We start from the raw sequence: 12,745 nt of genomic DNA, 5'->3' as shown, positions 1-12,745 counted from the left end.
ATCCAGCGGTTGCAAGTATCCCGCGTGTGCAACTATTGTGGTCGCACGTTAAGCGCACCTGCAATCGTTTGGAAGGTAGATCCATGCCTCTCGCGCTTCTGGCCCTCGCGATCGGGGCTTTCGGAATCGGAACCACCGAGTTCGTGATCATGGGACTGCTTCCCGAGGTCGCGGGTGACTTCGGCGTCTCCATCCCCACGGCCGGCTTCCTCGTGACCGGCTATGCCCTCGGCGTCGTGCTCGGCGCTCCCCTGATGACCGCCCTCGGCACTCGGATCCCGCGCAAGCGGATGCTGATGCTGCTGATGGGCCTCTTCGTCGTCGGCAATCTGCTCTCCGCCGTCGCCCCGGTCTTCGGCGTGATGCTGGCAGGCCGCGTCGTCGCGTCCCTCGCCCACGGTGCCTTCTTCGGCATCGGCTCGGTCGTCGCGGCCGAACTGGTCGCCCCCGAGAAGAAGGCAGGGGCGATCGCCATGATGTTCTCGGGCCTCACGGTCGCCAACGTGATCGGTGTCCCGCTCGGCACGCTCGTCGGCCAGGCCATCGGCTGGCGCATCACCTTCGTGATCGTCGCCGCCCTCGGCGTCCTCGGTCTCTTCGGCATCGCCAAGCTCGTGCCGGACCTGCCCAAGCCCGCAGGAGTGCGGCTGCGCGACGAGGTCGGCGCCTTCCGCAACGTACAGGTACTGCTCGCCATGGCGATGACCGTCCTCGGCTTCGGCGGCGTCTTCGCGGCCATCACCTACATCACGCCGATGATGACGGACGTCGCCGGATACGCGGACTCCTCCGTCACCTGGCTGCTCGTCCTCTTCGGGCTCGGCATGGTCGGCGGCAACCTCGTCGGGGGACGGTTCGCGGACCGGGCGCTGATGCCGATGCTGTTCGTGGCGCTGGGCTCCCTCGCCCTGGTGCTCGCCCTGTTCACGGTCACCGCACACAACAAGTTCGCTGCCGCTGTGACCGTCCTGCTGATCGGCGCGTTGGGCTTCGCCACCGTGCCGCCCCTGCAGAAGCGCGTCCTGGACTACGCGTCGGGCGCCCCGACGCTCGCCTCCGCGGTCAACATCGGCGCCTTCAACCTGGGCAACGCGCTCTCCGCCTGGCTGGGCGGACTCGTCATCTCCGCCGGCTTCGGCTACACCGCCCCGAACTGGGTCGGCGCGGTGCTGGCCGCTTCCGCCCTCGTCCTGGCTCTCGTCTCGGCCGCCCTGGAGCGTGGCTCCGGAGCACCCGGCCTGGTCGTCGCAGGCGCGGCGCCTGTCGAGCAGCGCACGCCCGTCCATCACTGACCTCGGCCCACCCCGATCCCCCAGCACACACCTGGCACCACCCCGCAAGGAGAAACCCCTCATGAGCACCACCCCCGCCACCGCTGTCTCCCCGCTGACCATCGAGGACGCCGAGGCACTCGTCACCACGGCCCGCCGCGCGGCCGAGGAAGCCGGTGTCACGGTCAGCGTCACCGTCCTCGACGCGGGTGGCCACCTCCTCGCCTTCCGGCGCGACGACCGCGCCGTGCTGATCTCCGGCGAGACCAGCACCCGCAAGGCCTACACCGCGCTGCAGCTGAACGCCCCGACCGCCGACCTCGTCGACGCGGTTCAGCCGGGCGGCCTCTTCCACACCCTGCCCACCGCCCTCGACCGTCCGCTCCTCTTCATCGCGGGCGGAGTACCGGTCCACCGTGACGGCCGCCTGATCGGCGCCATCGGCGTCGGCGGCGGCGCCCCGCAGCAGGACCACGGCTTCGCGACGGCGGCCGTGGAGGGCCTCGCGTAACGCGCGCACAGAACATGAAGGCCCGCCCCGGGGCACCCGGGGCGGGCCTTTTGCGCGTGGAAGGTCGTGACTGACGACCGGGTCAGCCGGCCGCGACCGTCAGAGGTGCGAAGCGGCGGGTCCAGTCACCGGGCAGCTCCGGGGTCCCGTACGCCATCACGGAGTTGAAGGCGACGGACTCAAGGCCGTTCTCCTTCACCCACGCCAGAAGCTCTTCGTGCCGTACGTCGATGTCGGTGCGCAGGGGACGTTCGGTACCGGCACCGAGCGAGGCGATGAGAGCCTTCGCGGTCTCGGTGTCCCGGGCGACGAGCGGGCCCACGACATGCGTCTCCATGTTGGGCCAGGCGCCCGCGTAGCCGACGATCTCCCCGTCGGCCTCCGCGACCCGCAGCTGATCGGTGAAGGCGGGGAGCCGGGTGATCACGTGCATACGGTCCTGGCCGAAGACCTCGATGTCGAGCTGGAGGATGGCGCCGAGATCCTCCGCCGTGGCCGGCCGGGTGGCGACATCGGGCAGCGGTCCGACGGCGGCGAAACGCCCTGCGACCATCTCGGCCCGGCCGATCACCTTGAAGCCGAGCTGCTCGTAAAGGAGGCGGCCGGTCGGTGTCGCGTGGAGAGTCAGTGGGGTGGTGGCCGCCTCCTCGACGGCGTACTGCATCAGTCGGCGCCCGACGCCCTGGCGGGCGTACCGCTCGGCGACGAGGACCATGCCGATCGCCGCGAGGGCGGGGCGCTGCGGAGGGCCGTACTGGGTCACTACGTAGGCGCCGATGAGGCCGTGGCCGTCGGGGTCGTCGATGCCGTAGCCCGTTCCGGCCGACAGCAGCAGACCCCACTTGTGTTCTTCACGCGGCCAGCCCCGGTTCTCGGACAGATCGGCGCAGACCCGCAGATCGCGGGGGGTCAGTCGGCGGATGGGCAGTGCGGAGAGCGAAGGTGTCGACACGCGGGTCAGGCTGTCTGACGTACATCCTCGGCGTCCAGCCGTTTGTGGGCAGAAGCACGTTGCTTTTGGCCACCTGGGGTCCGGTCGCGGTGGGAGGACCTCCGCGGCTGGTGACGGACGGACAGCGAGGTTTCACGTGAAACACGGGTGCCGGTCACAGCGGTCGGGTCGGAGCGGCCAGGGGGTGTCCGAGGACGGGAGCGATCGCGGGCACTAGCCTCGGTGCCCATGGCACGCCTACACCTCTTCGATCTGGACGGGACGCTGCTGCACGGCACGGCGGCCCCCGTGGAGATATCGCGACAGCTCGGCCTGGACGCCGAAATAGCCGAGCTGGAAAAGGACTTCGTGGCGGGGCACATCGGCTCGCCGGAGTACGCGGTGCGGGTGCACGCCCTGTGGGCGGAGCTCACGGAAGCACAGGTGTCGGCCGCCTTCGACGGGGCGCCTTGGCTCTCCGGCATCCAGGAGACCTGGACGGAGATCCGGGAAGGCGGTGACTACTGCGCGGTGATCTCCCTCTCGCCGTCGTTCTTCGTGGAGCGGCTCATCGGATGGGGTGCGCACGCGGCGCACGGGTCGCGTTTCCCGGCTGTGCCGTTCACCGGGCCCGTCGATCCGACGGGCATTCTCAACGCGGCGGCCAAGGTGAAGATCGCGGACCGTCTCTGTGAAGAGTTCGGGGTGGGCAGGAGCGATTGCGTCGCGTACGGCGACTCGCTTTCCGACCTGGAGTTGTTCGGCGTGGTGCCCGTTTCTGTGGCGGTCAATGCGGATCAACGGCTGATGAGCCTGGCCACCCACTCCTATGTCGGGCGGGATCTGCGTAAGGCGTACGAATTGGTCCGGCACGGCCGGTAATTGGGGCAATGGGCAGGCGAGGCCGTGGAATTCAGGGCGAAGGGGAGAGGGGCTTGTGCGTTCGGCCCGTGCCGGTAGGGTCGATCAAGGTTCGTGCCGGGTGCGTCACTTCGCACTCAGGGGGGTACGCGCGCAGATCAATGAAGCCTAACGGGGTAAAGAGATCCAGAACCCGTACTTCCAGTTATGCGGACGGTACGGCGACGGGGAATGGGATGCTGCGGTGAGTCGACTGCGGCCAATGTCACATTCTCGACCTACTTGTCCGTAGGGTCCGGGGGTCCGGGGTTCAATGTGGCCGTATCGGCCACCGAGGCAGAGCGGGGAAAGCAGGCAGCTTCCGGCAGGAAGTGCGCAGACCTACCGAGAGATGTTCGAGGCGAGGCACAGCATGGACGCTCCGACCACCGCGTCGGCGGATGACGGCACTTCCGGCGACGGGGGCGGCTGGTTCATCCCGCGCAAGCCGTCGAAGCAACCGGAGGGCGAGGACCGTCAGCCGCCCACCGTCTCGGCGCCGCCCACCGTGTCCGCGCCGCCCGCCACGGAGCCGACAGACGAGCGAATACCCTCCGCTCCTCAGGCCCAGGGCTCATCGCCCCTGCTCACTGCCCCGAAAGCCAAGCCGTCGCAGAAGGCGTCCTCCGACGCGGTCCTGGTGCAGCGCACGATGGCCGAAATAGGCCCTGTCTCCGACAAGGTCACCTCGTACTTCTACGCGCTGCTCTTCACCCGGCACCCTGACCTCCGTGCCCTGTTCCCCGCGGCCATGGACACCCAGCGGGACCGCATTCTCAAGGCACTGCTGACAGCGGCCGAGCACATCGACCATACCGACGTCCTCGTCGCGTACCTGAAGAACCTCGGGCGCGGACACCGCAAGTACGGCACTCGGCCCGAGCACTACCCAGCCGTCGGCGAGTGCCTGATCGGCTCGCTGAGCCGGTACGCGAGCGCGATCTGGGACGAGGAGACCGAGGCCGCCTGGGTCCGGACGTACACGACGATCTCCCAGGTCATGATCGACGCGGCCGCCGAGGACGAACTGCGCGCCCCCGCCTGGTGGTTCGCCGAGGTCGTCTCGCACGACCTCAGGACCCCGGACATAGCGGTCGTCACCGTCCGGCCCGACCAGCCGTACCCCTTCCTCGCCGGGCAGTACACCAGCCTGGAGACCCCCTGGTGGCCGCGGGTCTGGCGGCACTACTCCTTCGCGTCGGCCCCGCGCTCCGACGGGCTGCTGTCCTTCCACGTCAAGGCCGTCCCGGCCGGCTGGGTGTCCAACGCCCTGGTGCACCACGCCCGTCCCGGTGACGTGTTGCGGCTCGGCCCGCCCACCGGATCGATGACCGTCGACCACACCACCGACAGCGGTCTGCTCTGCCTGGGCGGCGGCACGGGCATCGCGCCCATCAAGGCGCTCGTCGAGGACGTCGCCGAACACGGCAGACGGCGCCCGGTCGAGGTCTTCTACGGCGCGCGCACCGATCACGATCTGTACGACATCGACACGATGCTGCGGCTTCAGCAGTCCCACCCCTGGCTGGCCGTCCGTCCGGTCGTCGACCAGCGGGCCCAACTGCCGGACGCCGTGCGTGAGTACGGCCCGTGGAACGAGTACGACGCGTACCTCTCGGGCCCGCCCGGCATGATCCGCAACGGAGTGGACGCCCTGCGGGACGTCGGCATCCCGGAGGGCCGCATCCGGCACGACTCCGTCGAGGAACTGGTGGCGTCCGACTAGGGAGGCGCTAGCCCAGATCGGGGGCGTGCATCGCGCGTACGCCCTCGATGTTGCCGTCCAGGTAGTGCCGCAGTGACAGCGGTACGAGATGGACCGAGGCGATGCCGACGCGGGTGAAGGGCACATGCACGATCTCGTACTCGCCGCACGGTTCCTCGACCTCGGGGCCGTGTCGCAGACCGGTGTCCATGAACTCCAGACGGCAGACGAAGAAGTGCTGCACCTTCACGCCTGCCGCACCCCCGTCCTCGGCGATGTGCTCCACGGTGTCGACGAAGCAGGGCACGACATCGGTGATCTTGGCGCCGAGCTCTTCGTGGACCTCACGATGGAGCGCGTCGACGACGGAGGCGTCCTCCGCCTCCACGCCGCCGCCCGGGGTGACCCAGTACGGATCGACACCGGGCTTGGTGCGCTTGATCAGGATCAGGTCGTCTCCGTCCAGCAGGACGGCGCGTGCGGTGCGCTTGACCACGGGTCGGACGGTCATGGGGGAAATGTGGCCCGGACTGTTCCACGTGAAACATCGTGAACCAGCCGCGCCCCCCATCAAGCCCAGTCGACGGCAGCGCGCAGTAGCCACTCGTGCGCCCGCGCTATATGCGGCATGGCGAGTGTCCCGGTGCGCACCGCCAAAAAGTACGTACGCAAAGGGGGCACAGCGGGGTCGAGCAGGGCCACGACGTCGCCGCGTTCCAGGGCCGCGTCGCACAGATAGCGGGGCAGCACGGCGAGGCCCGCGCCCGAGACCACACAGGCCAGCACGGCGCGCAGATCCGGCACGATGACGGCGCCCGACGCGGCGGGACGGGCGTCGAACACGGCGGCCCAGTAGCGGGAGACGAACGGCAGCGACTCGTGGACCTCGACCACCGGAAGGTTCTCGAGCGGCTGCGCCGGCCGTCGGCGCAGCCGGCCGGGCCCCAGACGGGCCGCCCAGCGCTCCCCCGCGACCAGGACGTGCTCCTCGTCGCAGAGCGGTGTCGCGGTGAGCAGCGGGCCGCGGGGCCGGTTCGTCGTGATGGCCAGGTCGTGGTGCCCGGCGGCGAGCCCCTCCAGCACCTCCTCGGCGTTGCCGAACGAGGTGCGCAGGGCGCAACGGTGACCGTCATGCCCGGTCAGGCAGGTGAGCGCGGGTAGCGCGCGTTCCGCGGTGAACTCCGGTGGCCCCGCGAGATGGAGGGTCCGTACCGGCGAACCCTCGTCGAGTCCCGTCTCGGCGATTTCCACGAGGGCGTCCAGATGCGGCGCGGCCTTGTGGGCGAGCTCGTCGCCGATGGTCGTGGGCGTCACTCCGCGGGCCTGACGCAGGAAGAGCGGTCGGCCCAACTGCCGTTCCAGCGTCCGGATCTGGGACGTGACGGCGGGCTGGGAGAGCCCGAGCAGCGCTGCCGCACGCGTGAAGGAGCCGGCCCGGTGCACTGTCACGAAGGTGCGCAGCAGGGCCAGATCCATGGCGATGTCCCCCTTCGCACTCCCAGGGTGCGCCCAACTATAAATATGTCGATAGGACCCTGTCGCTACTGTGATTGGACACTGACACAGAGTCAACTAGCCTGGTTCGCGCGGTTCCACGCGCGCGGAGCCGGAACGGTCCGAGCCACGAGGGGGGAGGCTCGGACCGTTCGTTGTGCGTAGCCGGGGTGGCGCGGGCGCGGGCGTGCGGACGCGGCGGTGCTGCCGTGGCCTGCCGCACAGACGGCCGTGCGGGCGGTCAGTCCGCCGAACCGGCCGACTCGTCCGAACCGGTTGAACCGTCCGACCCGTCCGAACCGGCCGACTCGTCCAGCGCGCGCAGCACGTCCGCGACGAGGTCGTCGGTGTCCTCGGCGCCCGCGGAGAAGCGGATGAAGCCCTCCGGGACGGCGTCACCGCCCCACCGCCCGCGGCGCTCGGCCGTGGACCGCACACCGCCGAAGCTCGTCGCGTCGTCGACCAGCCGCAGCGCTTCGAGGAAACGCTCGGCACGCGCGCGCGTGGGCAGCGTGAAGGAGACCACGCACCCGAAGCGCCGCATCTGCCGCGAGGCGATCTTGTACGACGGGTCGTCGGCGAGACCGGGATAGCGCAGGCCCGAGACGTCGCCGCGGGCGCGCAGAGCCTCGGCGAGGGCCAGGGCGTTCGCGTTCTGCCGGTCGGCGCGCAGCTGCAACGTGGCGAGCGAGCGGTGCGCGAGCCAGGCCTCCATCGGGCCCGGGACAGCCCCGACGATCTTGCGCCAGCGTCGTACGGAAGCGGTCAACCCCGCGTCGCGGCACGCCACGTACCCCAGGAGGATGTCGCCGTGGCCGGTGAGCATCTTGGTGCCGCTGGCCACCGCGAAGTCGGCGCCGAGTTCGAGGGGGCGCTGGCCGAGAGGTGTCGCCAGGGTGTTGTCGACCGCCACCAGCACGCCACGCGCGTGGGCCGCGTCGGCGAGCCGCCGTACGTCGCACACGTCGAGCCCGGGGTTGGACGGCGTCTCGATCCACAGCAGCTTGGCGCCGTCCAGGACGTCGAGCTGGGCGTCGCCGCCGGTCGGAGCGGTGCGGACCTCGATGCCGTACGCCATGAGCTGCTCACGGACGAGGGGGAGCACCTGGTAGCCGTCGTCCGGCAGGGCCACCACGTCACCGGCGCGCAGCTGCGAGAACAGCACCGCCGAGATCGCGGCCATGCCGGAGGCGAAGACCAGCGTCTCGACATCCGCATCGTCCGCTCCGTCCGCTCCGTCCGCTTCGGAGTCCGGCGTCTCGAGCTCGCTGATGGCGCGCTCCAGATGGGTCCACGTGGGGTTCTCGTCGCGGCCATAGGCGTATCCGCCCGTGGGGTCGCCCGGGAGGTGGAAGTGCGCGGCGAACACCGGGCCGGGCAGCGTCGGCTCGTGCTTCACCGGCTCGGGAAGCCCGACCCGGACCGCGCGCGTACCGTCACCGAGGCCCGCCGCGCCCCTGCGGGCGCCCTCCGAGCCGTCGCCTATGGGTCCTGATTCCGTCATGCCGCCCGCCTTTCCACCGCTTCACGTACAGCGCCGCTCCACGTACAGCGCTGTTTCACGTAGGGCGCTGTCTCACGTACGGCGCCGAGCAGGCCTTTGCTCGCCGCCTCCCCCATTCTCGGCCACGTCCGGAAACCGTCGGTAGGAGTCCCCGGTCAGTCGTTGTCGTCGGGGAGCACGACGTTCAAGGCCCAGGACACGATCGAGATGATCAGGCCGCCCAGGACGGCGGTCCAGAAGCCGTCGACGTGGAAGCTGACGTCGAGCTTGTCGGCCAGCCACGAGGTGAGCAGCAGCATCAGGGCGTTGACTACGAGGGTGATCAGGCCGAGGGTCAGGATGAACAGCGGGAAGGTGAGGACCTTCACCACCGGCTTGACCAGGAAGTTCACCAGCCCGAAGAGCAGGGCGACGACGATGAGCGTGCCCACCTTCTTGCCCGTGCTGTCGCCGGTCAGCGTGATCTTGTCGAGCACCCATACAGCGACGGCCAGGGCCGCGGCGTTGGCGATCGTCTTGACTACGAAATTCTTCATGTGTCTGATCGTGGCAGACATGGGCCGGGAACGGTCGGCTCACAAGCGAGGGGTGTACCAGGGCGATGAAGGCATTCCGGCTGGACGAGCTCGAGGCGGAGCGTGCCGCCAACGACGGCGCGTATCTGCAGTTCCTGCGTGAGCGGAACATGTCGGTCGGGCTGTACGCGCTCAACGCGGGGGAGTCCGACCCGCAGCAGCCGCACGGGCAGGACGAGGTGTACATGGTCGTCAGCGGCCGGGCCTCGATCACCGTCGGCATGGAGACCACGCAGGTGGCGCGGGGCAGCGTCGTCTATGTGCCGGCCGGTGTCGCCCACAAGTTCCACCACATCAGCGAGGACCTGCGCGTGCTCGTCGTCTTCTCTCCCCCTGAGTCCTGACCTGTTCAGGGCTGCGACCTCGGGGTTCCCTAAGGGTCGGATCAGGGGAGGACAAGGGCTCCGAGGCCCCCGCGGAGCCCTTCGGCGCCCTAGCATCGAATGCAGGAAGTCAGGAACCTGCAGAGATTCAGGAACCGCACCGATGCGAACAGCGCGGAAGTGCGGACAGAGCGGAGAGAGGTCAGGACGATGGCAGCGAAGGAGATCTTTGCGGGAATGCCGTGGTGGGTGAAGTGGGTGGCCGTGCCGGTCATCGCACTCGTCGTGTTCGGCGGCGTGATAGCGACCGTCGTCGGATTCGTGGTCGGCCTGCTCTTCAAGGCGCTGATATTCGTAGCCTTGGTCGGTGGACTCATCTATGTCGTACGGAAGTTCATATCCGGCTCCTCTTCGTCGCGCGCCGACTGGTGACTTTCGCCAACGGTTCCCCCGGCAGGGGGAAGTTTCCCGGTGGGGCGGCATAGGGCGATGACCGAGGATTAGAGTCCGGAATCCGACGTGGGGGTCGATCCCCGCGGACGGGCGCACGCGCACCGCCCCTCTCCAGATACTCCGTACGGGAGGACCCTCCACGCCCTTCGGGAGTGAACCTTGGCCGCGGTCGAAAGCACCACCTCACCGGTTGACGACTCCACCGGGCCGACCCTCATCGGCTCTGTGCAGCGAGCGATGCGCCTGCTGGAGGCCGCCGCCTCACACCAAAGCGGCGCCCCCGCCAAGCAGTTGGCACGTGAGGCGGGGCTCGCGCTCCCCACCGCGTATCACTTGCTGCGGACTCTGACCCACGAGGGTTATCTGCGCAGGGAGAGAGGATTGTTCGTGCTCGGCGAGGCCGCCGAGCGGCTGAGCAGCAGCGGAGCACAGCAGAGCCGACGCGGAAGGATCGACGATTCCCTGGCGCACTGGCGCGACACCCTCGGCGTCCCCGTCTACTTCGCCGTCTACCGCGAGGGCGAGATCGAACTCGTGGCCGTCGCGGACACCCCCGGCAATCCCGCCGTCGAGGAGTGGGCGGATTTCCGGGAGACGGGACATGCCCACGCGATCGGCCAGTGTCTCCTCGGCCAGCTCGACGACGAGGCCCGACAGGACCACCTCGACCGCTATCCGGTCCAGTCGATCACGCGCTATTCGGTCCGGGACGACCGCACGTTCATGCGGCGGCTCGACTCGATGGAGCGGATGCGTCCCGTCGTGGAGCGTCAGGAGTACGCACTCGGGACGGTCTGCGCGGCGATTCCGATCACAGCCGGTGACACCGCGGCGACCATGGCCATTTCTGTTCCCTCCAGCCAAGCAGACCGGCTGCTGCCCGCTGCCCGTCAGTTGCAACGGGAGATCGGAAAGCTACTAGGAACACTCGCTTTCTCTATCAGCATCTGAAAACTCACTCCTTGTGATCTGCTGGGCACGTTAAGCAAGATGCCAGAGGTGCTGGGGAGTTGGTTCCTGGCCTCCGAGGGATAAGTGACGGGGTAGGGCGGATGGGCGAGACGGTGCAGGCAGAGGTCATGATGAGCTTCCTCGTTTCCGAGGAGCTGTCGTTCCGTATCCCGGTGGAGCTGCGCTACGAGATCGGTGATCCCTATGCCGTGCGGCTGACGTTCCATCTCCCGGGGGACACGCCGGTGACCTGGGCGTTCGGGCGGGAGCTGCTGATCGACGGGGTGGGTAGGCCGTGCGGGGACGGTGATGTCCGCGTCGAGCCCACCGGCCCCGACCTGTTCGACGAGGCTCTGATCAGGCTGCAGGTCGGCGGGGACCGGGCGCTGTTCCGGGTGGGCATTCCGCCACTGCTCGCCTTCCTCGACCGTACGGACAAGTTGGTGCCGCTCGGGCAGGAGCGGGCGCTCGCTGACTTCGAGGCGCATCTCGACGAGGCGCTCGACCGCATCCTCGCCGAGGAGCAGAACGCGGGCTGACCTACCGGCGTCAACGGAGGTGCGGCGAAGGCATTTTGGTGCATTTCAGGGGACCGGTGGCGGGCCGGTAGCGCACCGCTCGTGCACCGCCCGTACATCGGCGATGCGCCGGTGGTGGTCCGTACGGGCGGCACCCCGCCGCGGTCACCGCTTGCGGCGTCGCCCCGTACCGCCCCGCAAGGAGCGAGCCCCGCTCCCGGTGCCACCGGCGGAAGCTCCTGAGCCGACGGCAGCTCCCGAACCGGCGACGGCACCCGCTCCGCCCGCGGGGGTGCGGTCCGCCGAAACGACCAGGGCGGCCAGCGCGGTCGTCACCGGGACAGAGGCGACCAGACCGATCGAGCCGATCAGAGTGCGCACGATCTCCTCGGCGACCAACTCGCTGTTGGCGACCGTGCCCACGCTGGACTGCGCGATCGAGAAGAGCAGCAACAGGGGCAGTGCGGCACCCGCGTAGGCGAGGACGAGGGTGTTGACGACCGAGGCGATGTGGTCGCGGCCGATGCGGATGCCCGCGCGGTACAGGCCACGCCAGCCCATCGTCGGATTGGCCTGATGCAGCTCCCAGACCGCCGAGGTCTGGGTGACGGTCACGTCGTCGAGGACGCCGAGCGAGCCGATGATGACGCCCGCGAGCAGCAGGCCGCTCATGTCGATGGACGGGTACAGGCCATGAATGAGGCCTGTGTTGTCGTCCGTGTTGCCGGTGAGCGCGGCCCAGCCGATGAAGAGCGAGCCGAGCAGGCCGATGAGGAGGAGGGAGATGAGCGTGCCGAGTACCGCGACCGAGGTGCGGGCGGTGAGGCCATGGCAGAGATAGAGCGCGATCAGCATGATGGCGCTCGCCCCGATCACCGCCACGACCAGCGGGTTCGAGCCCTGAAGGATGGCCGGCAGGATGAAGAACGTGAGCACCATGAAGCTGATGGCGAGCGCGACCAGGGCCATCACACCGCGCAGCCGTCCCACCACGACGACGGCGAGCGCGAAGATGCCGGCGAGCAGCGCCATCGGGATCTTTCGGTTCACATCGGTGACCGAGTACTGCAGCCCCTCGGGCGCCTTGGGCTCGTAGGCGACCACCACCTCTTGGCCCTGGCGCAGTTGCCGGGGCGAGTCCGGCTGGATGATCTCGACGAAGGTGCGGCCCCTGTCCTTGCCGCTGCTCACCTCGATCGTCGCCTTCTTGCAGGTGCCCGCGGCCCGGGACTGGGCGGACTGGCCCTCGGCGGTGGACGTGTCACCGTTCGGCGGGGGCTGCGAGGGGCTGAGGTCCTTGCAGGGCAGCTCCTGCACCTTCGTCACCTTGGCCGACTGCGTCTGCCGGTCGAAACCGACACCGGTCCGCTCGTGCGAGGGTGTGCCGCCGGGCCAGAGCACCACGAGCCCCACGACGACCGCGGTGGCGAAGGGAATCAGCACCGCGGCGATGACCTTGCGCAGGTGTTCGGAGACGGGCGCGGCCGGTCCGTGGCTGTGGGAATGTCCGTGTCCGTGCCCCTCCGGAGGCGTCCCGGAGGCAGGCGGCTGCGAGGGCGGCGGGGGCGGCGGCTCTGTGGTGGTCACTGCCCGATCATCGCAAGAACGG

General features: G+C 69.2%; 14 protein-coding genes. 8 read left to right on the top strand and 6 right to left on the bottom strand.

The genetic code is table 11. The features are described 5' to 3' along the window. Positions 1-83: 83 nt before the first annotated feature. Together AB0N81_RS24455 and AB0N81_RS24450 are read left to right on the top strand one after the other, a co-directional pair. Complete coding sequence (locus AB0N81_RS24455) at positions 84-1,292, top strand: MFS transporter (protein ID WP_365361744.1); 1,209 nt, start codon at positions 84-86, stop codon at positions 1,290-1,292. Between the two features lie 61 nt (positions 1,293-1,353). Further along, positions 1,354-1,782 (top strand): heme-binding protein, encoded by a 429-nt coding sequence (locus tag AB0N81_RS24450; protein WP_365361742.1) that lies wholly within the window; start codon positions 1,354-1,356, stop codon positions 1,780-1,782. 82 nt (positions 1,783-1,864) lie between these two features. Here AB0N81_RS24450 and AB0N81_RS24445 read toward each other — a convergent pair whose 3' ends face one another. Then, positions 1,865-2,734 (bottom strand): GNAT family N-acetyltransferase, encoded by an 870-nt coding sequence (locus AB0N81_RS24445; protein WP_365361739.1) that lies wholly within the window; start codon positions 2,732-2,734, stop codon positions 1,865-1,867. Positions 2,735-2,962: 228 nt separating this feature from the next. Between AB0N81_RS24445 and AB0N81_RS24440 the strand changes: the two genes are divergently transcribed. Both AB0N81_RS24440 and AB0N81_RS24435 read left to right on the top strand, forming a co-directional pair. After that, positions 2,963-3,595, top strand: coding sequence for an HAD-IB family phosphatase (locus AB0N81_RS24440; protein WP_365361737.1), 633 nt, complete (start codon positions 2,963-2,965; stop codon positions 3,593-3,595). 370 nt (positions 3,596-3,965) lie between these two features. After that, positions 3,966-5,339, top strand: a complete 1,374-nt coding sequence (locus tag AB0N81_RS24435; RefSeq protein WP_365361735.1) for a globin domain-containing protein — start codon at positions 3,966-3,968, stop codon at positions 5,337-5,339. A gap of 7 nt (positions 5,340-5,346) precedes the next feature. Here AB0N81_RS24435 and AB0N81_RS24430 read toward each other — a convergent pair whose 3' ends face one another. The 4 genes from AB0N81_RS24430 to AB0N81_RS24415 form a co-directional block, all read right to left on the bottom strand. Then, the gene (locus AB0N81_RS24430; protein ID WP_365361733.1) at positions 5,347-5,829 is read right to left on the bottom strand and encodes an NUDIX hydrolase; all 483 of its coding nucleotides are present in this window, start codon (positions 5,827-5,829) and stop codon (positions 5,347-5,349) included. Positions 5,830-5,888: 59 nt separating this feature from the next. After that, positions 5,889-6,794, bottom strand: a complete 906-nt coding sequence (locus AB0N81_RS24425; RefSeq protein ID WP_365361731.1) for a LysR family transcriptional regulator — start codon at positions 6,792-6,794, stop codon at positions 5,889-5,891. A gap of 259 nt (positions 6,795-7,053) precedes the next feature. Then, positions 7,054-8,316, bottom strand: coding sequence for a cystathionine gamma-lyase (locus AB0N81_RS24420; protein ID WP_365361729.1), 1,263 nt, complete (start codon positions 8,314-8,316; stop codon positions 7,054-7,056). A gap of 155 nt (positions 8,317-8,471) precedes the next feature. Beyond that, complete coding sequence (locus AB0N81_RS24415) at positions 8,472-8,852, bottom strand: phage holin family protein (protein WP_365361727.1); 381 nt, start codon at positions 8,850-8,852, stop codon at positions 8,472-8,474. A 65-nt stretch (positions 8,853-8,917) separates the two neighbouring features. Here AB0N81_RS24415 and AB0N81_RS24410 point away from each other — a divergent pair, with 65 nt between their 5' ends. From AB0N81_RS24410 to AB0N81_RS24395, 4 genes are all read left to right on the top strand, one after another. Further along, the gene (locus AB0N81_RS24410; RefSeq protein ID WP_365361725.1) at positions 8,918-9,235 is read left to right on the top strand and encodes a cupin domain-containing protein; all 318 of its coding nucleotides are present in this window, start codon (positions 8,918-8,920) and stop codon (positions 9,233-9,235) included. Positions 9,236-9,424: 189 nt separating this feature from the next. Continuing rightward, positions 9,425-9,646: a DUF5326 family protein gene (locus AB0N81_RS24405; protein WP_365362066.1), complete on the top strand. Its 222-nt coding sequence runs from the start codon at positions 9,425-9,427 to the stop codon at positions 9,644-9,646. A gap of 180 nt (positions 9,647-9,826) precedes the next feature. Continuing rightward, positions 9,827-10,618, top strand: coding sequence for a helix-turn-helix domain-containing protein (locus AB0N81_RS24400; RefSeq protein WP_365361723.1), 792 nt, complete (start codon positions 9,827-9,829; stop codon positions 10,616-10,618). 101 nt (positions 10,619-10,719) lie between these two features. Further along, entirely contained in the window at positions 10,720-11,157 is a 438-nt protein-coding gene (locus AB0N81_RS24395) for an SsgA family sporulation/cell division regulator (RefSeq protein WP_365361721.1), read from the top strand. A 144-nt stretch (positions 11,158-11,301) separates the two neighbouring features. Here AB0N81_RS24395 and AB0N81_RS24390 read toward each other — a convergent pair whose 3' ends face one another. Beyond that, on the bottom strand, positions 11,302-12,723 hold the full coding sequence (locus tag AB0N81_RS24390) for a YibE/F family protein (RefSeq protein WP_365361719.1): 1,422 nt from the start codon (positions 12,721-12,723) through the stop codon (positions 11,302-11,304). Between the last annotated feature and the right edge of the window lie 22 nt (positions 12,724-12,745).

This window comes from Streptomyces sp. NPDC093510 (genome assembly GCF_040683555.1).
In the GTDB taxonomy this organism is placed as follows: Bacteria; Actinomycetota; Actinomycetes; order Streptomycetales; family Streptomycetaceae; genus Streptomyces.
The sequence above is the reverse complement of the archived record's forward strand: the minus strand, read 5'-3'. Positions and strand labels throughout refer to the sequence as shown.